General features: G+C 64.9%; 14 protein-coding genes. 10 read left to right on the top strand and 4 right to left on the bottom strand.

Annotation, left to right across the window (positions count from 1 at the left end; all coding sequences use genetic code 11):
• Positions 1–51: 51 nt before the first annotated feature.
• The 9 genes from ileS (at position 52) to recJ (ending at position 13,055) form a co-directional block, all read left to right on the top strand.
• Positions 52–2,841: an isoleucine--tRNA ligase gene (gene ileS, locus IT472_RS00740; RefSeq protein WP_297176970.1), complete on the top strand. Its 2,790-nt coding sequence runs from the start codon at positions 52–54 to the stop codon at positions 2,839–2,841.
• Positions 2,841–3,347: a signal peptidase II gene (lspA, locus tag IT472_RS00735; RefSeq protein ID WP_297176889.1), complete on the top strand. Its 507-nt coding sequence runs from the start codon at positions 2,841–2,843 to the stop codon at positions 3,345–3,347. Before ileS ends, lspA begins: the two co-directional genes overlap by 1 nt.
• A gap of 9 nt (positions 3,348–3,356) precedes the next feature.
• Positions 3,357–4,295, top strand: coding sequence for a 4-hydroxy-3-methylbut-2-enyl diphosphate reductase (gene ispH / locus IT472_RS00730; RefSeq protein WP_297176886.1), 939 nt, complete (start codon positions 3,357–3,359; stop codon positions 4,293–4,295).
• Between the two features lie 133 nt (positions 4,296–4,428).
• The gene (gene carA / locus IT472_RS00725; RefSeq protein ID WP_297176883.1) at positions 4,429–5,583 is read left to right on the top strand and encodes a glutamine-hydrolyzing carbamoyl-phosphate synthase small subunit; all 1,155 of its coding nucleotides are present in this window, start codon (positions 4,429–4,431) and stop codon (positions 5,581–5,583) included.
• Positions 5,580–6,698: a hypothetical protein gene (locus IT472_RS00720; RefSeq protein ID WP_297176880.1), complete on the top strand. Its 1,119-nt coding sequence runs from the start codon at positions 5,580–5,582 to the stop codon at positions 6,696–6,698. The genes carA and IT472_RS00720 overlap by 4 nt, the downstream gene beginning before the upstream one ends.
• A gap of 2 nt (positions 6,699–6,700) precedes the next feature.
• A complete protein-coding gene (carB, locus tag IT472_RS00715) occupies positions 6,701–9,964 on the top strand; it encodes a carbamoyl-phosphate synthase large subunit (RefSeq protein ID WP_297176878.1) in 3,264 nt (1,087 codons plus the stop codon).
• On the top strand, positions 9,961–10,425 hold the full coding sequence (gene greA, locus IT472_RS00710; RefSeq protein ID WP_297176967.1) for a transcription elongation factor GreA: 465 nt from the start codon (positions 9,961–9,963) through the stop codon (positions 10,423–10,425). Before carB ends, greA begins: the two co-directional genes overlap by 4 nt.
• 12 nt (positions 10,426–10,437) lie before the next feature.
• Positions 10,438–11,361: a phosphoglycerate mutase gene (locus IT472_RS00705; protein WP_297176875.1), complete on the top strand. Its 924-nt coding sequence runs from the start codon at positions 10,438–10,440 to the stop codon at positions 11,359–11,361.
• Entirely contained in the window at positions 11,358–13,055 is a 1,698-nt protein-coding gene (gene recJ, locus IT472_RS00700; RefSeq protein WP_297176872.1) for a single-stranded-DNA-specific exonuclease RecJ, read from the top strand. Before IT472_RS00705 ends, recJ begins: the two co-directional genes overlap by 4 nt.
• Here recJ and IT472_RS00695 read toward each other — a convergent pair.
• The gene (locus IT472_RS00695) at positions 13,000–14,187 is read right to left on the bottom strand and encodes an acyltransferase (protein WP_297176869.1); all 1,188 of its coding nucleotides are present in this window, start codon (positions 14,185–14,187) and stop codon (positions 13,000–13,002) included. The genes recJ and IT472_RS00695 overlap by 56 nt on opposite strands.
• Positions 14,188–14,342: 155 nt before the next feature.
• On the opposite strand from IT472_RS00695, the gene IT472_RS00690 reads away from it, so the two are divergent.
• The gene (locus IT472_RS00690) at positions 14,343–15,221 is read left to right on the top strand and encodes a LytTR family DNA-binding domain-containing protein (protein ID WP_297176866.1); all 879 of its coding nucleotides are present in this window, start codon (positions 14,343–14,345) and stop codon (positions 15,219–15,221) included.
• A gap of 416 nt (positions 15,222–15,637) precedes the next feature.
• On the opposite strand, the gene thrC is transcribed toward IT472_RS00690, so the two are convergent.
• The 3 genes from thrC to thrA are packed head-to-tail and all read right to left on the bottom strand — an operon-like array spanning position 15,638 to position 20,354.
• Positions 15,638–16,948, bottom strand: coding sequence for a threonine synthase (gene thrC, locus IT472_RS00685; protein ID WP_297176863.1), 1,311 nt, complete (start codon positions 16,946–16,948; stop codon positions 15,638–15,640).
• Positions 16,945–17,862, bottom strand: a complete 918-nt coding sequence (locus IT472_RS00680) for a homoserine kinase (protein WP_297176858.1) — start codon at positions 17,860–17,862, stop codon at positions 16,945–16,947. The genes thrC and IT472_RS00680 overlap by 4 nt, the downstream gene beginning before the upstream one ends.
• Positions 17,863–17,867: 5 nt before the next feature.
• Positions 17,868–20,354: a bifunctional aspartate kinase/homoserine dehydrogenase I gene (gene thrA, locus IT472_RS00675; RefSeq protein ID WP_297176855.1), complete on the bottom strand. Its 2,487-nt coding sequence runs from the start codon at positions 20,352–20,354 to the stop codon at positions 17,868–17,870.
• Between the last annotated feature and the right edge of the window lie 97 nt (positions 20,355–20,451).

The following is a 20,451-nucleotide window of genomic DNA, read 5'->3' as shown; positions in this document are numbered from 1 at the left end:
AGCGAAAATCCGTACAAGGCCACCATCCTGCTTCCGGACACCGCGTTTCCGATGCGCGGCGATCTGCCCAAGCGCGAGCCGGACGCGCTGGCGCGCTGGGAGTCCGAAGGCCTGTACGCGCAGATCCGCGCCGCCGCCAAGGGTCGCCCTCAATTCGTGCTGCACGATGGCCCGCCGTATGCCAATGGCGCGATCCACCTCGGTCACGCGGTCAACAAGATCCTGAAGGACATCATCGTCAAGTCGAAGACCCTGGCCGGGTTCGACGCGCCCTTCATCCCCGGTTGGGATTGCCACGGCTTGCCGATCGAGATTGCGATCGAGAAGAAGTTCGGCAAGGTCGGCGTCAAGCTCGATGCCACCGAGTTCCGCCAGAAATGCCGCGAGTACGCGCGTGAACAGATCGACGTGCAGCGCCGCGACTTCAAGCGCTTGGGCGTGCTTGGCGATTGGGAGCACCCGTATCGAACGCTGGACTTCCAATTCGAGGCAGACGAGATCCGTGCGCTGGCGAAGATCGTGGACAACGGCCACCTGCTGCGCGGGGTGAAGCCGGTGTACTGGTGCTTCGACTGCGGCAGTGCGCTGGCCGAGGCCGAGATCGAATACCAGGACAAGACCTCGCCGGCGGTGGACGTGGCTTATGCCGCGCGCAACCCGCAGCAGGTCAGCCGCGTGTTTGGCAGCGAATTGCCAGAAGGGGTCGAGTTGGCGCTGCCGATCTGGACCACCACGCCGTGGACCCTGCCGGCCTCGCTGGCGATCTCGCTGGGGCCGGACCTGGACTACGTGTTGGTGGAAGGCCCCACCAAGGCCGATGGCACGCGGCGATGGCTGATCCTGGCCAATGCGCTGGCCGAGAAGACGCTGAAGCGCTACGGCGTGGATGCGGTGATGATCCTCGGCCGTGCCACTGGCGAGAAACTCGAAGGCCTGGTGTTTGCGCACCCGTTCTACGCCGAGCGCGACATTCCTGTTCTGGTAGGCGACCACGTCAGTGCCGAAGACGGCACCGGCGCGGTGCACACCGCGCCCGGCCATGGCCAGGAGGACTTCGCGGTCGGCCAGAAATACGGCCTCATCGCGAAATACACGGCCGCGCAACTCAACCCGGTCGATGGTCGTGGCGTGTATCTGTCGTCCACGCCGAAGGCGGGCGATGTCGATCTCACCCAGCTGCACGTGTGGAAGGCCAACGATGCCATTGTCGAAGTGTTGCGCGGCAATGGCGCGCTGCTGGCCTTCGCGCCACTCAAGCACAGTTACCCGCATTGCTGGCGGCACAAGACCCCGGTGGCGTTCCGCGCCACCCCGCAGTGGTTCATTTCGATGGAGCAAGCCAGCCTGCGTCGTGATGCCTTGGCCGCGATTGAGTCGGTCAAGTGGTATCCCGAATGGGGTCAGGCACGCATCGCCGGGATGGTGGATGGGCGCCCGGATTGGACGATCTCGCGCCAGCGCACCTGGGGCGTGCCGATTGCCTTGTTCGTGCATCGCGAAACCGGCAACATCCACCCGCTCAGCGTCGCATTGATGCGTGCCGTGGCCGAACGGGTGGAACAAGGTGGAGTGGACGCGTGGTACGCGCTGGATGCCGCCGAACTGCTCGGCGACGAGGCCGCGCAATACGACAAGATCACTGACATCCTCGATGTCTGGTTCGATTCCGGTGTCACCCACGAATGCGTGCTGAAGCCGCGTGGCCTCGGCAAGCCGGCCGATCTCTATCTGGAAGGCTCCGATCAACACCGCGGCTGGTTCCAGAGCTCGCTGCTCACCGGGGTGGCGCTGGACAAGGTGGCGCCGTATCGGCAATGCCTGACCCATGGCTTCACCGTCGATGAGCATGGCCGAAAGATGTCCAAGTCCTTGGGCAACGGCATCGAGCCGCAGGACATCATGAACAAGCTGGGCGCGGACATCCTGCGCCTGTGGATCGCCAGCACCGACTACAGCAACGAGATGTCGCTGTCGCAGGAAATCCTGAAGCGCAATGCCGATGCCTACCGGCGCATCCGCAATACCGCACGCTTCCTGCTCGGCAATCTGCACGGCTTCGATCCGGCGCGTGACTTGCGCGCGCTCGACGACATGGTTGCGTTGGATCGCTGGATCGTGCATCGCGCCTGGCAGGTGCAGGACGAGATCACCCAAGCCTATGCGAACTACGATTTCGCATCCGTGGTGCAGGCGCTGATGAACTTCTGCAGTGTCGATTTGGGTTCGCTCTATCTCGACGTCACCAAGGATCGCCTCTATACGATGGCGGAGGATTCGCACGGACGCCGCAGCGCGCAATCGGCGATGTTCCGTATCGCGGAGGCGTTCACCCGTTGGATCGCACCGATCCTGAGCTTCACCGCCGACGAATTGTGGGGCCACCTGCCCGGCGAACGCGGCGGTAATGTGTTGCTGGCAACCTGGTACGACGGGCTGGCGGCGCTGCCTGATCAGGCAGCGCTGTCGGCCAACGACATGGATACGCTGCTGGCATTGCGTGAACAGGTTGCAAAGGTCTTGGAGCCGATGCGCGCGGCTGGCGAAATCGGTGCTGCCCTGGATGCCGAGATCGAGTTGCGCTGTGGCGTGGCCAACCAGAACCGGCTTGCGCCGTTGGTCGATGAGTTGCGTTTCCTGTTGATCAGCGGGGACGTGACGCTGGTGCCCGATGACGATACCACCGGTGACATCGACGTCAGCGCACGCGCCACCGACAAGCCCAAGTGCATCCGCTGCTGGCACCATCGCGAGGACGTGGGGACGCATGCCGCGCACCCATCGTTGTGCGGGCGCTGTGTGTCGAACGTGGACGGTCCGGGCGAAACGCGGGTGTGGTTCTGATGAAGGCGACCCAGCCAAGTGCATTGCCGTGGTTGTTGGCCTCGGCCCTTGTCATCACGCTTGACCAGTGGAGCAAGGCGTGGGTGCTCGCCAGCTTGCCTGAACACACTGCGGTGCCGGTGATCGATGGTTTCTGGAACTGGTACCGCACCTACAACACCGGCGCGGCCTTCAGCTTCCTGGCCGATGCCGGTGGCTGGCAGCAGTGGTTCTTCATCGTTCTGGCCTTTGCCATCAGCGGCGTGCTGGTGTGGATGCTGGCGCGCACCCCGCGCGGCGACTGGAAGCAGGCGCTGCCACTGGCGCTGGTGATCGGCGGCGCGCTCGGCAACGTGATCGATCGCTTCCTGCACGGCCATGTGATCGATTTCATCCAGTGGTACGTCGGCACGCACTACTGGCCGGCGTTCAATATCGCCGACAGTGCCGTGGTCTGCGGTGCCGTGGGACTGGCCCTGGCCTCCGGCCTCGTTCCGGTCAAGTCCAAGCCGACGGTGAAACCGTAGACTGAGCGCATGGATGTCCTGCTCGCCAATCCCCGCGGTTTCTGCGCCGGTGTCGACCGCGCCATCGAGATCGTCAAGCGCACCCTGGAGATCTATGGGGCGCCGATCTACGTGCGCCACGAAGTGGTCCACAACAAGTTCGTCGTCGATGACCTGAAGGCGCGTGGTGCGGTGTTCGTCGAGGAATTGGACGAAGTGCCGGATGGCGCGACGGTCATCTTCTCGGCCCATGGCGTCTCTCAGGCCGTGCGCAGCGAGGCCACGCGTCGCGGCCTGCGCGTGTTCGATGCCACCTGCCCGCTGGTGACCAAGGTGCACCAAGAGGTGGGGCGCCAGAATCGGCGCGGGCGCGACATGGTGTTGATCGGCCATGCCCGCCACCCGGAAGTCGAGGGCACGATGGGGCAGTGGACCGCCAGCGGGCAGACCGGGACGATCCATCTGGTCGAAGACCTCGATGACGTGGCATCCCTCGCGCTGGAGCAGCCGGACAACTGCGCTTACACCACCCAGACCACCCTCAGCGTGGACGACACTCGCGACATCATTGCCGCCCTTCGTGCGCGCTTCCCCGAGATCCTGGGCCCCAAGCACGACGATATCTGCTACGCCACCCAGAACCGCCAGGATGCAGTACGCGAGTTGGTGCGCGGCGGCTGCGACGCGGTGCTGGTGGTCGGTTCGCCCAACAGCTCCAATTCCAACCGCCTGCGCGAACTGGCGCAGCGCGAGGGGGCGGCCGCGCTCCTGATCGACAGCGCCGAGGAAATCGATCCGGCCTGGGTTGCCGGGCATCGACATATCGGCGTCACCGCCGGCGCCTCGGCCCCGGAGGTGCTGGTCCAGGGCGTGTTGGCGCGCCTGCGTGAACTTGGCGCTCCGGACGTGCAGGAGCTGCGCGGTGAACCGGAGACCATGATCTTCGCCCTGCCGAGGGAGTTGCGCTGACGGCGTTCGCCTGGGTTTGGGCTAGCGTGAGAGACGGCCTGCCGGTACAATTTCCCCTCGCCTGAACACTCGCTGCTCCGGATCGGCCCCCGCCGCTTCGGCGCTTTTTTGCAACCTGACGCAAGGCGACGCAATGAATATCCCCGCCATCCTCGCGCTTGAAGACGGAACGGTCTTCGAGGGCATTTCCGTGGGTGCCCCCGGTTTGTCGGTGGGCGAGGCCGTGTTCAATACGGCGATGACCGGCTATCAGGAGATCCTCACCGATCCTTCCTATGCCCGCCAACTGGTCACCCTGACCTATCCGCATATCGGCAATACCGGCTGCACCGAGCAGGACGACGAAGCTGGCAAGGCCTGGGCCGCTGGCCTGATCGTGCGCGACGTGCCGCGCCGGCCCAGCAACTGGCGCAGCCAGGTGGCGCTGCCGGAGTGGCTTCAGGCGCGCGGGATCGTGGCGATTGCCGATATCGACACCCGCAAGCTGACCCGGCTGCTGCGTGAACGCGGTGCCCAGAGCGCGGCCCTGCTGGCTGCTTCCCGGCACGACGAAACGCTCGATGTCGATGCTGCCATCGAAGCCGCACGCAAGTTCCCCGGTTTGACCGGCATGGATCTGGCCAAGGTCGTCAGCACCACCGCAGCGTATCGCTGGAACGAGGGCCAGCTGGATCTCGACCGCAATGCGTTCGTCTCCACCACGCCGAAGTTCAAGGTCGTGGCTTATGACTTCGGTGCCAAACGCAACATCCTGCGCATGCTGGCCGAACGCGGCTGCGACGTGCACGTGGTGCCGGCACAGACACCTGCCAGCGAGGTGCTGGCGATGAATCCCGATGGCGTGTTCCTGTCCAACGGCCCCGGCGATCCGGCCGCTTGCGACTATGCGATCGCGGCGACGCGCGCATTCGTTGCGGCGAAGATTCCGCTGTATGGCATCTGCCTTGGCCACCAGTTGCTGGGCCTGGCGATCGGTGCGAAGACCATGAAGATGCCGCACGGCCACCACGGTGCCAATCATCCGGTGCAGGATCTCGACAGCGGTCGGGTGATGATCACCTCGCAGAATCACGGTTTCTGCATCGACGAGGCGAGCCTGCCGGCAAACGCCCGCGTCACCCATCGTTCGCTGTTCGACGGCACCAACCAGGGCATCGAATTGGTCGATGCGCCGGCGTTCAGTTTCCAGGGCCACCCGGAAGCCGCGCCCGGGCCGCATGATGTGGCACCACTGTTCGACAAGTTCGTGTCGATGTTGGGCGAAGCGACGGGACGCGGCGCCCGATGAAGCCGTATCTGGTTGCCGCGACAGACAGGAATGGCCGGCGCGATACCTTCGCGCGCGATGCGGCATCGCCTGAACACCTGGTCGCCGTGCTGGAACGCGAGGGCTTTCGTGAAATCGAACTGATTGATGACGAAATCACCGCCAGCCTGCGCGCGCAGTGGCCGGAAAACCTCAAGCCGAAGTCTGCGTCCGAGTATCAATTCGAGGCGCGACTTCGCAAGGGCCCAGTACCGAACGGCACTTGGTGGTGGCAGGCCGTGCGGAACAATTGGCTGCTATTGGCGCTGGCGTTCGCAGGCATTGCATGGGGCGTGTGGCGGGGAAGTCCCGGCACAGTCATCTCTGTGCTGGCCGTGGTGGCACTGTGGTTCTGGCTTGTGGTGCGTGGACAGGCCTTGGCGAAGGAGTACAACGCGCTGCTTGCCGCCTTCGCACGCGGCGAACTGGACGAAGCGGATGCCGTCATCGAACGGCTGCTGGCCTCGTCGACGGTACGGGGCAACGACCAGATGTGCGCCGACCTGCTGTACAAGCGCGCTTGCGTATTGGCCCGCCGGGGTCGTCTGGAAGACGGATTGGCGTTGGTGGGGTCCCTGGAACAGGCTCCGCATGCCGGAAATGGCGTGCATCTGTCGATGGTGGCGTCGATCCACTATGCGGCGGATCGCCTCGACGACTTCATCGACGGGCTTGAGCGCGCCTGCGAGGCGTCGGGTCGGAACAGCACCATGCTGCTCGACCTTGCTTTCGCGCATGTGCGCATGGGTGACCCGAAGCGGGCGATGGTGCTGTTGTCGGACGTGCAGCCGAAATTGCTGCCTGCGATACAGCAACCGGTGCATCGTGCGATCACGGGCATCGCGCACCTGCGCGACGGCGAACCTGCGCAGGCCGCCGCGATCTTGCAGGAAGCGGTCACCGCGCTTGACGCCTTTGCCGCGAATCCGGCGGTGTGGCCCTTCAACGGCATGCTGTCGGGATACCTGGCGCTCGCCCTGCTCGGTTGCGAGCGGCCCGAGGACGCGCACGCCGCGCTCGCCCCCTGGCGACAGGTCGCCCTGTATTGTCTCGAACCCACCAGCCGGCAACGGCTCGCCAGCGAACTACCGGAATAGCCATGCCAAAGCGCACAGACATCAAGACCATCCTCATCATCGGCGCTGGCCCGATTGTCATTGGCCAGGCCTGCGAGTTCGACTACTCCGGCGCGCAGGCCTGCAAGGCCCTGCGCGACGAGGGCTACCGGGTGGTGCTGGTCAACAGCAACCCGGCCACGATCATGACCGATCCGGACATGGCCGACGCGGTCTACATCGAGCCGATCAATTGGCAGACGGTCGAGAAGATCATCGCCAAGGAAAAGCCCGACGCGATCCTGCCGACCATGGGCGGGCAGACCGCGCTGAACTGTGCGCTGGACTTGGCCGACAACGGCGTGCTGGAAAAGTACGGCGTCGAGCTGATCGGTGCCAAGCGCGATGCGATCCGCACCGCCGAGGACCGCGAACTGTTCAAGCAGGCGATGACCGAAATCGGGCTGGATAGCCCGAAGTCGGAAGTGGCGAAGTCCTACGAACAGGCGCTGGAGATCCAGGCCAAGGTCGGCTTCCCCACCATCATCCGGCCCTCGTTCACGCTGGGCGGCACCGGTGGCGGCATCGCCTACAACCGCGAGGAATTCGAGGAGATCGTCAAGCGCGGTCTCGAACTCTCGCCGACCCACGAAGTGCTGGTCGAAGAGTCGGTGCTGGGCTGGAAGGAATTCGAGATGGAGGTGGTGCGCGACACCGCCGACAACTGCATCATCGTCTGCTCCATCGAGAACTTCGACGCGATGGGCGTGCACACCGGCGACAGCATTACCGTTGCCCCGGCGCAGACCCTGACCGACAAGGAATACCAGCGCCTGCGCGATGCCAGCATCGCGGTGCTGCGCAAAATTGGTGTTGATACCGGCGGCAGCAATGTGCAGTTCGGCATCAATGCCAAAGACGGCCGCGTGGTCGTCATCGAGATGAATCCGCGTGTCTCGCGGTCGTCGGCGCTGGCATCGAAAGCCACCGGCTTCCCGATTGCCAAGGTGGCGGCCAAGCTGGCGGTCGGTTACACGCTGGATGAACTCAAGAACGAGATCACCGGCGGCCTGACCCCGGCCTCGTTCGAGCCGTCGATTGATTATGTCGTCACCAAGATTCCGCGGTTTGCGTTCGAGAAATTCCCGGCCGCCGACGCACGCCTGACCACCCAGATGAAGTCGGTGGGCGAGGTGATGGCGATCGGCCGCAGCTTCCAGGAATCGCTGCAGAAGGCCTTGCGCGGGCTGGAGATTGGCAAGACCGGGCTGGATCCGACGGGGCTCGACCTCGGCTCCGACGAAGGCCTGGTGACCTTGCGTCGTGAATTGAAGGAGCCGGGCCCGGAGCGCATCTTCCATCTTGCCGACGGCTTCCGTGCCGGCTTGAGCGTGGAGGACGTGCACGCACTGTCCTTCGTCGATCCATGGTTCCTCGATCAGATCGAGGAATTGATCGATGCCGAAATGGACGTGGTGCACCGCGGCCTCGATGGGCTCGACGGCAAGCGCCTGCGCGCGCTCAAGCGCAAGGGCTTCTCCGATGCGCGCATCGCCCAGCTGGCCGGCACCAATGAAACCGCGGTGCGCGCGCTGCGCAAGGCCTTCGGCGTGCGCCCGGTCTACAAGCGGGTGGACAGTTGCGCTGGCGAGTTCGCCACCTCCACCGCCTACCTGTATTCGACCTATGAGGACGAGTGCGAGGCGAATCCGAGTGATCGCAGGAAGATCATGGTGCTCGGCGGCGGCCCCAACCGCATTGGCCAGGGCATCGAGTTCGATTACTGCTGCGTGCACGCCGCGCTGGCACTGCGCGAGGATGGGTTCGAGACCATCATGGTCAACTGCAACCCGGAAACCGTCTCCACCGATTACGACACCTCGGATCGCCTGTATTTCGAGCCGCTGACGCTGGAAGACGTGCTGGAAATCGTCGAGCTGGAAAAGCCCTATGGCGTGATCGTGCAGTACGGCGGGCAGACCCCGCTGAAGCTGGCCAAGGCGCTGGAAGCCAACGGTGTGCCGATCATTGGCACCTCGCCGGATTCGATTGATCTGGCCGAAGATCGCGAACGTTTCCAGAAGCTGGTCGACCAGCTTGGCCTGAAGCAGCCGCCGAACCGCACCGCGCGCAGCGCCGAAGAGGCGCTGGCCCACGCCCGCGAGATCGGCTACCCGCTGGTGGTGCGCCCAAGCTATGTGCTGGGCGGACGGGCGATGGAGGTGGTGCATGCCGATGCCGATCTCGAACGCTACATGCGCGAGGCGGTGAAGGTCAGCCACGATTCACCGGTGCTGCTGGATCGTTTCCTCGATGCGGCGGTCGAAGTGGATGTCGACGTGATCGCGGACCGCGACGGCAACGTGCTGGTGGGCGGGGTGATGGAGCACATCGAGGAAGCCGGCGTGCATTCCGGCGACTCTTCATGCTCGCTGCCGCCGTATTCGTTGTCGAAGCGCACCCAGGAGCGCCTGCGCGAACAGGTGGTGGCCTTGGCCAAGGCGCTGCACGTGATCGGCCTGATGAACACCCAGTTCGCGGTCCAGGTCGGCATGCCCGATGGCGGCGAGGAGGACACCATCTACCTGCTGGAAGTGAATCCGCGCGCCAGTCGTACCGTGCCGTTCGTGTCCAAGGCGATCGGGCGGCCGCTGGCCAAGATCTCGGCCCGTTGCATGGCCGGCCAGACCTTGGCCGAGCAGGGTGCTATCGAGGAAATCGTGCCCTCCTACTACTCGGTGAAGGAAGCGGTGTTCCCGTTCGCCAAGTTCCAGAACGTCGATCCGATCCTCGGCCCGGAAATGCGTTCGACCGGCGAAGTGATGGGCGTGGGCCTCAGCTTCGAGGCGGCCTTTGCGCGTGCCGAGGAGGCCGCCAACATCAAGGCACCGCAGCCGGGCAAGGCCTTCATCTCAGTGCGGGACCCGGACAAGGCGCGCGTGTTGCCGGTCGCCCGTTACATGCTGGAACGCGGCTTCAGCATTGTCGCCACCGGCGGCACCGCCCATTACCTGAGCGAACACGGCGTGGCCTGCGACAAGATCAACAAGGTCGCCGAAGGCCGGCCGCATATCGTCGACCTGATCAAGAACGGCGAAATCTGCTATATCGTCAACACGACCGAAGGACGCCAAGCCATCGCCGACTCGTTCTCGATCCGTCGCGAGGCGCTGCAGGCGCGCGTGACTTATTCCACCACCGTGGCAGGCGCAAGCGCGCTGCTGCATTCACTCGACCACCGCGGCAAGGGCGACGTGCTCTCGCTGCAGGAATTGCACAAGGAGCTCGATCCATGCCGGTCCCGATGACGGCCAAGGGCGCGCAGCGTTTACGCGCGGAATTGGAAGAACTGAAGTCGGTCAAGCGACCGGCGGTGATCGAGGCGATCGCCGAAGCGCGTGCGCACGGCGACCTCAAGGAAAACGCGGAATACCATGCCGCGCGCGAGCAGCAGGGCTTCATCGAAGGGCGCATCAAGCACCTCGAAGCCGAGCTGTCGCATGCGCAGGTGATCGACGTCGCCCAGCTCGCCGCCGGCGACAAGGTGGTGTTCGGCGCCACCGTGGTGCTGGTCGACTGCGATACCGACGAAGAAAAGACCTACCAGATCGTCGGTGACCTCGAAGCCGACATCAAGCAGGGCCTGATCGCGATTTCCTCGCCGGTCGCGCGCGCCATGATCGGCAAGCACGAAGGCGATGCCATCACCATCGAAGCGCCTGGCGGCACCCGCGAGTACGAGATTGTGTCGGTTGCCTACAAGGGCTGAGTCGTGCCTCGCTTGACCCTGCTGCTGCCGTCGACCGTGAGGTTTGCCAGTAGCACCTTGCCGATGGCCTTGTCCAAGCGGCTCGGTCGGGCCGACCAGGGGCAGGGTGGCGTGGGCGAGCTGGCCTTGCTGGCGCGCCATTTCGACGTGCTGCCGCGCGGTTGGCCAGCGGCGGCACTGACCCGCCTTCTCGATACCGGAGATGAGGACGTGCGCCTTGGTGCGTGGCTGCGCGTCGATCCTGCGCATATCCGGCCCGACATCAACGGCGCGCGCTTGCTCGGCATTGGTCGCACCGTCGGTCTGGATCAGGACGATGTGGAGGCGCTGTTGCCGGCGTTGAAGCCGTTGTTTGGCGACTTCGGTTTCCAGTTGGACGCGCCGCATCCGACCCGCTGGTACCTGCGGTTGCCACGCGAAGCGAAATTGCCGGCGTTCGCCGCGCCAGAGGATGCCTTGGGCGACGATATCTTCGATCACCTTCCGGATGGCCCGGAAGCGCGGCGCTGGCGGATTCTGCAGAACGAAGTGCAGGTGTTGCTGCACAACCATCCGCACAACGCGGCCCGCCTTGCATCGGGTCGGGTCGCGGTGAATGCCCTGTGGTTCTGGGGAAGCGGGGTATTGCCTGATGCACTGTCCAGTGATGCACTGACGATATTTTCAGACGATTCCGCTGTGCAGGGCGCGGCGCGATTGGGCAAGCTGCAAGGCATGCCGTTGTCCGCTTTCCAACACGGTACCGAACACGACGCCTTGGTCGATTTGCGTGGACAGCGTGATCCGCGTCAATTGCTCGATGCGTGGCTGGTGCCGGCTGCACGGCTTGCCGACAGGCGAGCTGTGACGTTTGATTTTGCCGATGGCCGGGCCTTCCATCTGAGGCCAGGCCAGCGCTGGCGAATCTGGCGCAGGCCGCTGGCCGAGCTGGCATGACCGTGCCGCGCCGCATTGTTCGCCGGCCATTCGTCGAACCAGCCGGCGATTGGCCTGCCCACTGGCCCGACGTTTTGCGTCGCGTGCATGCTGCGCGCGGCAGCGATGGTCGCAGCGCGATGCCAAAACTTGGGGATTTGTTGCCACCATCGCAACTCAAGGGCATTGATGCGGCGACGGCATTGCTGGCAGCGGCCATCGCCCGCGACGCACGAATCCTCGTGGTGGGGGATTTCGATTGTGATGGCGCCACCGCCTGCGCCGTCGCGGTGCGTGGGCTGCGTCTGCTGGGCGCAAGGACGCTGCTGCAGGCGGTGCCAAACCGCATCCTCCACGGTTACGGATTGACTCCCGGACTGGTGGAAGAACTGTCGGCGCTGCAGCCCGATCTCGTGGTGACGGTCGATCACGGCATCGCCTGCCACGCGGGGATTGCGGCTGCCAAGGCACTGGGCTGGCAAGTCCTGGTCACCGACCATCACTTGCCCGGCCCAACGCTGCCGGCCGCCGATGCCATCGTCAACCCCAACCAACCCGGTTGCACCTTCCCCAGCAAGGCGCTGGCGGGGGTTGGGGTGATGTTCTACCTGCTGCTGGCATTGCGGGCTGGATTGGGCGTGCAGGCCGAGCTTGCGTCGTTGCTGGATCTGGTGGCGGTGGGGACGGTCGCCGACATGGTGCCGCTGGATACCAACAACCGTGCCTTGGTGGGTGCGGGCCTGCGCCGGCTGCGGGCGGGGCAGGGCTGCGCTGGCCTCAATGCCTTGATCGAGGCGTCAGGTCGCAAGGCTGCAGCCCTGTCCACCACTGACATCGGTTTCAGCATTGGCCCGCGCATCAACGCTGCCGGAAGGCTCGAGGACATGGGCATCGGCATCGAATGCCTGCTCACCGATGATCCGCGCCAAGCGCGTGAACTGGCGTCGGTTCTGCACGGCATCAACGAGGAGCGCCGCGTCCTGCAGGCCACGATGCAGGACATGGCCGACGCCAGTCTCGACGGCATCGATACCCGTTTCGCGGCGTGCCTGTTCGATTCCGAGTGGCATCCGGGCGTGGTCGGACTGGTGGCGTCCAAGCTGAAGGAGCGCCTGCACCGGCCAGCGATCGCGTTCGCTCCGGCCGAACCCGAAAGCGAGGTGCTGCGTGGCTCGGCGCGCTCGATCCCGGGCTTCCATATTCGCGACGCGCTGGCCTTGGTCGATGCGCGCCATCCGGGCCTGATTACGCGCTTTGGCGGGCATGCGATGGCGGCGGGGATGAGCCTGCCACGTGATGCATTCCCGACCTTCCGGGATGCCTTTGCGCGGGTTGCCCGCGAGCGATTGAGTGCGGACATGCTGACCGAGGACCTCTGCAGCGATGGCGCATTGGCCGCAGGCGAATTCCACATCGACACCGCACTGGCCCTGCGCGACGGTGGTCACTGGGGCCAGGGTTATCCCGAGCCGCAGTTCGACGGTGAGTTCGACGTGCTGAACTTCCGCGTCCTCAAGGATCGCCACCTCAAGCTGGAGCTTGGTCTCGATGGCAAGCGCTTCAACGCGATCCAGTTCAATGGCTGGGATGGCGATGCGCCGCCATCACGCGTGCGCATCGCTTATCGCATCGTGCCGGACGACTACCGTGGCTTCGATGCTATCCAGCTCGTGGTTGCGCATCGGGAGCCGGCAAGCACTTCGGTTCCAGCTTGAGGCCAAACAACGGCCGCAGCCAGCCGACGTGGCGGATGCCTTCGTGGCCGAGCAGGCACAGCGCAAAGGTTGACAGGATCAACAGTGGGCCTTCGACCGCAGGCGCGAGGTGCAGTGGCTTCAGATTGTGTGCGAGGACCACGATCACCGTCTGGTGGAGGATGTAGAACGGGAACACCGCAGTGGTCAGGTAGCGCAGCAACGGGCTGTCCTTCGGATTGCAGGCGCGTGCATAGCCGAGGATGGCAGCGATCGCGCTCCATTCCATCACGCCCCACAGCGTGCGCAGGATGGCGACAGGGCCGTCCGGGATCGTATCGAAGTCGTCGAACTGCAGGTAGCCCGCGATCATCACGGCATAACTGGCCAGCGCCAGAGCCAGCATCCAGTGTCGGCTGCGACGCAGTTGTTCCCATGCTGTGTCCGCGTTCACCAGCAAGTAACCGAGCGCAAAGACCAGCCCATATTGCACATGGTTGTAGGCATCATCGGTGAGGTCATGGGTGGACGGGAAATGCGGATAGACCAGCACCCGCGCCGCGACCAGCCACAGCATCGGCCACAGCAGGATCCCGCGACCGCTGCAGGCGGACCGTATCCACCCGGCCGCCTTTGTGCGCCACGCCCTAGGCAGCCATCGGCACACGACCCAGAGCGCCAGGGTGTAGGTCCAGAGGTAGGCGACAAACCACAGGTGGTTCCAGGTCGGCCCGTCAACGCAATCGTGCGGTGCCATGCAGTAGATGTCGCCGCCTTGAAGGTATTGGCTCATGAAGCCCAGGTAGCCGGTGTGATAGCCACCCGGGACCTTTTCGACCAATTCCAGAAACGCCTGCGGCGGCACCACCACGTACATCCCGAACAACAGGGGCAGCAGCAGGCGCCACGAACGCTGGCGCAGGAAGCCGCTGGGCAGTTTCGCCTTCAGAAACGCGGTGGCCACCCCCGACACCAGGAACAGCAGGGAGAGCCGCCAAGGCGCACTCAGTACCATCAACGGTTCCAGTGCGGGCACCAATTCCGGGCTTTTGACGTGCCAATCCCAGCGCACGTAGTACATGCCGACGTGATAGGGGACGAGCAGGGCGAAGGCGAGAATGCGTACCCAGTCGAGGTCGTGGCGGCGTTGCATGCGGGCGGTTCCGGTGCGGGCGTGGGCGCATGGTTCACGCCGGCCCGGGGTCCGCTCCAGCCTGAAGTGACGGCCAGACGCGGGTTTGGGACAAGCCGCGGGATGCGGGGACGAGTCGGGGATGAGAATGTCGACCCCACCAATACAATGCGCGAATGGATCAATCGCCGCCGACCCGCTACCAGCGCTACCAATCCTGGCGACGCATCGTCGAACCCGGGTTCTGGATCGCGCAGTGCTTGGTCAGCGCGGTGGCCAACAGCATCACGGTGAACATGGATGTTCGGCGCGCACATCTGGCCTTCACCACCTGGCAGCCCGTGGTCTGGGAAGCGAGCTCAGCGATCACGGCCTTGGCTCTGGTACCGGCCTTGGTCTGGTTCACCCGCCGCTACCCGCTGCATTTGGACACCTGGCGGAGGATGCTGCCGATGCACCTGCTGGGCAGCATGGCTTGGTCGATCCTGCATGTGGCCGGGATGGTGGCGATTCGGAAGCTCGCATACGCCAGCCAGGGCGACCACTACGACTTCGGAGTCTGGTGGTGGGAGTTTGGCTACGAATACCTGAAGGATGTGCGTTCTTACGCCGCGGCAGTGCTGATCATCGAGGGCTATCGTTTCCTCCTGCGCCGCTTGCAAGGCGAGGCCAGCCTGCTGGGATCTCCTGACGAAGGGCAGCCAGTGGAGCCGGTGGATCGACCGGAACGCTTCCTGATCCGCAAGCTGGGCCGTGAATTCCTGATCCCCGCCAATGACATCGAGTGGTTGCAGGCTTCCGGCAATTACGTGAACCTGCGCGTGCGCGGTCATGACTACCCACTGCGCAGCACGCTCGGCGGGATCGAGGCCAAGCTCGACCCCACTCGGTTTGTCCGCGTCCATCGCAGCTACATGGTCAACCTGGACTGCATCGCCTCCATCGAGCCGCTGGACACCGGCGATGCCCGCGTGCATATGCAAGATGGCGCCAAATTGCCGTGCAGTCGAACCTATCGTGGCGAGTTGCGGCAGCGGGTGGGTGTGGAGGGCTGAGGAAGTACTCGGCAATGCAGTGGTTGCGCCGGCCACGGGCTGCGCCAGACGAATTGGCCGAAGTGTGGTCGGGGCGCCGGCGCGGCGACTGCACGTGGCCGATCGAATCGCGCAGGATTGGCGTGGCGGCGATACGGTGCAACGCATCGTTGTCCATCGCCAGAATGCGCGATGACTTTCAGCCATTGTCCGGAAGGATTGGCGGACCCTGACGCGCAGACAGTCGTCCACAAGGGCTGTGTCGATGGTGACATCCGGTGGATCAGGAAGACCTGAACAATCCGATCCTGGAGTTGTCAGTCCACGTCGAGCCCGGCACAGGCCAGGTCGCGACTCTCACGAATCAATCACGGCCAGATGGATTCATGGCCGACCATCCATGGTCGGCAGGCAACGCCGACAACATCAGCGTTGTCCTAACAGGTGGGTTCGTCAGCATCGATACGCAATGCAGTACGCAGTGCGTCGGCGTCATTGGCCATCGGCTGGGCATGGCTTGGACGTGACAGCATGCTGGACAGGCTGGCCGGCAGTGATACCGTGCGCCCGATCAACGGCTCGACCACCTCCGGGAACTTTGCCGGGTGCGCAGTGGCGACAACGGCCCAGTCGCCGGCTTCGCCCCTGGCACGCAGGCCATCCAGCACGGCGGTTGCACAGGCCGTGTGCGGACACACGACGTGGCCACGTTTCTCCAGTGTCCGCACGATGGCAGCGCGGATCTGGTCGTCGTCGATTGACTCGGCGCGCAGCGTGGCTCGAAGAACGGCGGGGTCAGGATGGAGCGCCTGCAGGCGTTCGAAATTGCTCGGCGCGCCGACGTCCATCGCGTTGGCAAGCGTGGCGATGCCGGGCCGTGGTGTGTAACCGGCGCCCGCGAAGAATTCCGGCAGCACGCGGTTGGCATTGCTGGCCAGCGCGATGTTGGCGATTGGCATGCCCATGTGCCTGGCCAGCAGGCAGGCAAGCGCGTTGCCGAGATTGCCTGTGGGAACGACGAAGTTCAAAGTCCTTCCAGTTCGACGCCAATGACTCAGCGCGGCGTGGGCGTAGTAGGCGGACTGTGGCAATAGGCGTCCGAGGCTGATGCTGTTGGCCGTTCCCATTGGTACAGCGCGTCGGAACTCGGCGTCTGCCAGCAGGGTCTTGGCGAGGCGTTGGCAGTCGTCAAAGCTGCCGTCCACTCTCAGTGCGCGAACATTGCCGCCGAGGCTGCCAAGTTGGTGGGCTTGTCGTGGTGAAACTCGGCCATCGGGATACAGAATGGCGACGCGAAATCCCGGGCGATCGTGGAAGGCGGCTGCCACCGCTGCGCCGGTATCACCGGAGGTGGCGACCAGGATCGTCAGGGGTGTTTCATTGCGGGGCAGTGAAGCCAGGCACCCGGCGAGGAATCTCGCGGCGTAATCCTTGAATGCGGCGGTTGGGCCATGGAACAGTTCGAGAAGGAAGTCCCCTTCCTGGCCGAACGCGACCAACGGCGGGTCGATGTCCAGTGCGCTGTTGCAGATCCCGGGTAGCGCCTGTTCCAGCGTGCCACCGGCGAAGAACGGATGCAGCAGGCGCAGCCCGACCTGGGCGAGGCGGTGATCGTCGTCGAACGCGTTGGGCGTGAAACGAGGCCATGCCTCCGGCAGGTACAGTCCACCGTCCGGAGCCAATCCGGCGACGATGGCGTCGGCGATAGGCAGCGCAGGTGCGTGGCCGCGGGTGCTGAAGGCCTTCATGACAACACCCGCGAGGCGGGGCCGGCGATCGGGGTCAGCAGGAGATCGCTGGCCAAGCCGTGACTGGCGAAGCAGGCACGCATGGCTTCCCCCGCACGCTGTGCTTCGGGCAGGCTTTCGCACCAAGCGAATACGCTGGGACCGGCACCGGAAATGCTGGCGCCCATCGCACCTGCATCCAGTGCTGCCTGCTTCACGTCGGCGAACCCCAGGATCAGGGGTGCCCGTCGCGGTTCCACCAGCACGTCGGACAAGCCTGCGCGTACCAGATCGACATCCCCACGCTCGCAACCGAGTAATACCTGGGCCAAGTTCGCGCTCTGGGCCACGAACTCGCGCAGGGCGTAGGCACCGGCGAGGGCCGCACGCGCGTGCCGGGTTTCCAGGATGGCGTGTGGATGAACCACGGCAGCGTGCCAGTTGGGCGGAACACGCACCGGCGTCATCGTGGTGTCCGTGGTCAACACCAGACCGCCGAGCAGCATCGGGCCTACGTTGTCGCCGTGGCGTCCTCCGCTGGCGGCGGCTTCGCCGGTCAGCGCATGCGGATACAGTGCCTGCGGCGACAGCGGTGCCTCGAGCAGGGCATTGGCGGCGACCAATGCGGCCACGCAGGAAGCCGCCGAACCTCCGAGGCCCGAACCGAGGGGAATGCCCTTGTCAAGTTCGAGTTCGAAGCCGAAGGGAAGGTCGAGCGCTTCACGCAGCGCGATCAGGGCGACACCTGCGGTGTTGCTTGCAGCGTCCAGTGGCAGGTTGGTGACGCAACCACGGATCGCTGTGATGCGCACTTCGCGGGCATCGATGCGTCGCACGGTTGCCACGTCGCCGATGGTGGCAATGCTGTGGCCGAGGATGTCGAAGCCGACCCCGGCATTGCCGACTGAGCCGGGTGCGAAGGCACGGGCGAACATGGCGCTCACAGGCGTGCCCCCAGCGCTGCTGCCAACCGCAGCAGGTCGGAAAACACGCCGGCGGCCGTCACTTCCGGTCCGGCGCCGGGGCCCTGCACGACCAGCATGTTGTCGCTGTAGCGGCGGGTGGTGAACGACACGCAATTGTCCGTCAGGCGAAGGTGGGCGAAGGCGTGGTCGGCCGGGATTGTTTGCAGGGCGACGGATGCGCGTCCTTCGCTATCCAGGCGGGCGACATAACGAAGCACGCCATCGTGCGAGCGGGCATGGTCAAGTGCTGCCTGCATCGGGGTGTCGAGTGCGTCCAGCCCGGACATGAAGGCGTCGCGATCGGCTCCACGCAATCGATCAGGGACCAGGCTTTGCACCTGGACATCAGCCAGCGACAACAGCATCCCGGCTTCGCGCGCGAGGATCACCAGCTTGCGCGCAACGTCAGTGCCGGAGAGATCGTCGCGTGGATCGGGTTCGGTGTAGCCAAGTGCGTGGGCCTGCCGCACCAGATCGGAAAACGGTTGGCTACCGTCGAAGCGATTGAACAGCCAGGCCAGCGTGCCTGAAAAGATGCCGTCGATGGCGATGAGGGAGTCGCCGGTGTCGAGCAGGTCGCGCAGGGTCGAGATCACTGGCAGTCCAGCGCAGACTGTTGCCTCGTAGCGAAAGCGCGCGCCACTTTTCTCGCACGCTGCGCGGATGGCTTCGTGGCGTTCCAGCGGGCCTGCGCCGGCCTGTTTATTGGGGGTGATGACGTGGATGCCGGCGGCCAGCCACTGCGGATAGTGGCTGGCGACCGCGTCGCTGGCGCTGCAATCAATGATGACCTTATGCGGAAGGTGGGTGGCGTGCAGGTGCGGCGCGATGGCGTCGAGGTCGGCAGGATTGGATGCTCCCTGGCACCGTTCCCGCCAGCTGCTGCCATCGCCGTGGTCGAGCGTCCATATCTGGCTGCTGGTGGCCAAGACCCGCAGGCGCAGGTCGACGTTGGCATCGCGGCGCAGGCGAGGCATGGCTGCCTCCAATTGGTCAAGCAGGGCCGCACCGACCTTGCCTAGGCCGATGACTGCCAGTGCCAGGGTTTGCGGTGAGAGCCAGAAGGCCGCATGGGCCGCACGCAGCGCACGGATGGCGTCATCGTTGGAAAGTGCGACCGAGATGTTGCGCTCGGACGCACCTTGGGCAATTGCCCGAACGTTGACTTGTGCCCGCGCCAGTGCGTCGAACAATCGTGCGGCCACGCCGGGCGTTCCGGCCATGCCGTCCCCGACCGCTGCCAGCACGCTGATCCCGGTAAAGGCAGTGACGCCGTGCACTTGGCCACCGGCCAATTCCCGGTCGAAGGCCGTGGCCAGTGCAGCACGCGCGGATTCGGCCTGGTCAGCATGCACCACGCAACAGATTGAATGCTCGGAGGATCCCTGCGAGATCATGACCACCGATACGCCAGCAGTACGCAGTGCGCCGAAGGTGCGTTCGGCGGTACCCGGCACGCCGATCAACCCGGCGCCCTCGAGACAAACCAGCGCGAGGCCGTGGTTCAGCGTCAGACCCTTGACCGGCCCGCTGCCGACCGGGTCACCCTCAGCGTCGATGCGGGTACCGGGGTGCTCGGGGCGAAACGTATTGCGCATCCGGATCGGCAGGTTGTTGGCTATGGCCGGTGCCAACGCCTGCGGATGGATTACCTTGGCCCCGAAATACGCCAACTCGCAGGCTTCTCGGTAGCTCATGGCCGCAATTGGCACCGCCTCCGGAACCAGGCGGGGATCGGCCGACAGCACGCCATCGACGTCCGACCAGATGTGCAGTACATCGGCGTCGAACAGGCTCGCGAAAATCGCTGCTGAATAGTCGCTGCCGTTGCGGCCCAGCGTGGTGGGCAATCCGGATTCATCGCTGGCGATGAATCCGGTGACGTTGATGCGCGCATTCGGGTGCAGTTGCCGCCATTCGGCGAGTTGCCTCGTGCTGGCATCGCGATCGACCACGGCGCCGAGTTCGGTGTGGCGTACCTGCAACACGATGCGTGCGTCGAGCAATGCGTAGTCCGCGCCGCGTTCACGCAAGTGGGCATTGAGCAGACTGGTCGACAGCAATTCTCCCATGCCACTGATGCGCGCCAGAGCGGTGGGGCCGGGTTGTCTCAGCAGTGCAGCCGCCTGCAGCAACACCCCCAGTTCGTCGCACAGTGCATCCACTTGCGCCAACGCCTGTTCCGGGTGCTGGAGCAGGGCAGATGCTGTGTCGCGGTGGCGCGTGCGGATGGCCGCGAGTCCCTGCGCCCAGTCGGTGCCAGAGGTTGCGGCGCGGTCGAGCGCAACCAGTGCGTCGGTGGTTCCCAGCATGGCCGAAGTGACCACGACTTGGCGCGTGCTTTGGTCGGCAAGAAGCAGGTCGGCCACGCGGCGGATGCAGCCGGCATCGGCCAAGGAACTTCCGCCAAACTTGTGCACGCTGCATGCGGCAGCAGCGGATTGCGATGCAGGTGAATCCATGGAGCCTCCGGTGGAGGCCCGCGCTGCGCTCATGACGGGTTTGCGCCCCGCCTCTTCGCTGCGGGGCCAATGTCTGGGTAGAAGTTTTATCCAGGCA

The organism is Thermomonas sp. (assembly GCF_020850895.1).
In the GTDB taxonomy this organism is placed as follows: Bacteria; Pseudomonadota; Gammaproteobacteria; order Xanthomonadales; family Xanthomonadaceae; genus Thermomonas.
The sequence above is the reverse complement of the archived record's forward strand: the minus strand, read 5'-3'. Positions and strand labels throughout refer to the sequence as shown.

Coding starts and splice junctions, on each gene's coding strand:
- IT472_RS00720 (WP_297176880.1), top strand. CDS start 5,580: ATGAAGCCGTATCTGGTTGCCGCGACAGACAGGAATGGCCGGCGCGAT.
- IT472_RS00690 (WP_297176866.1), top strand. CDS start 14,343: ATGGATCAATCGCCGCCGACCCGCTACCAGCGCTACCAATCCTGGCGA.
- greA (WP_297176967.1), top strand. CDS start 9,961: ATGACGGCCAAGGGCGCGCAGCGTTTACGCGCGGAATTGGAAGAACTG.
- ileS (WP_297176970.1), top strand. CDS start 52: ATGCGCGGCGATCTGCCCAAGCGCGAGCCGGACGCGCTGGCGCGCTGG.
- ispH (WP_297176886.1), top strand. CDS start 3,357: ATGGATGTCCTGCTCGCCAATCCCCGCGGTTTCTGCGCCGGTGTCGAC.
- lspA (WP_297176889.1), top strand. CDS start 2,841: ATGAAGGCGACCCAGCCAAGTGCATTGCCGTGGTTGTTGGCCTCGGCC.
- carA (WP_297176883.1), top strand. CDS start 4,429: ATGAATATCCCCGCCATCCTCGCGCTTGAAGACGGAACGGTCTTCGAG.
- recJ (WP_297176872.1), top strand. CDS start 11,358: ATGACCGTGCCGCGCCGCATTGTTCGCCGGCCATTCGTCGAACCAGCC.
- IT472_RS00695 (WP_297176869.1), bottom strand. CDS start 14,187: ATGCAACGCCGCCACGACCTCGACTGGGTACGCATTCTCGCCTTCGCC.
- thrA (WP_297176855.1), bottom strand. CDS start 20,354: ATGGATTCACCTGCATCGCAATCCGCTGCTGCCGCATGCAGCGTGCAC.
- thrC (WP_297176863.1), bottom strand. CDS start 16,948: ATGAAGGCCTTCAGCACCCGCGGCCACGCACCTGCGCTGCCTATCGCC.
- IT472_RS00680 (WP_297176858.1), bottom strand. CDS start 17,862: ATGTTCGCCCGTGCCTTCGCACCCGGCTCAGTCGGCAATGCCGGGGTC.
- carB (WP_297176878.1), top strand. CDS start 6,701: ATGCCAAAGCGCACAGACATCAAGACCATCCTCATCATCGGCGCTGGC.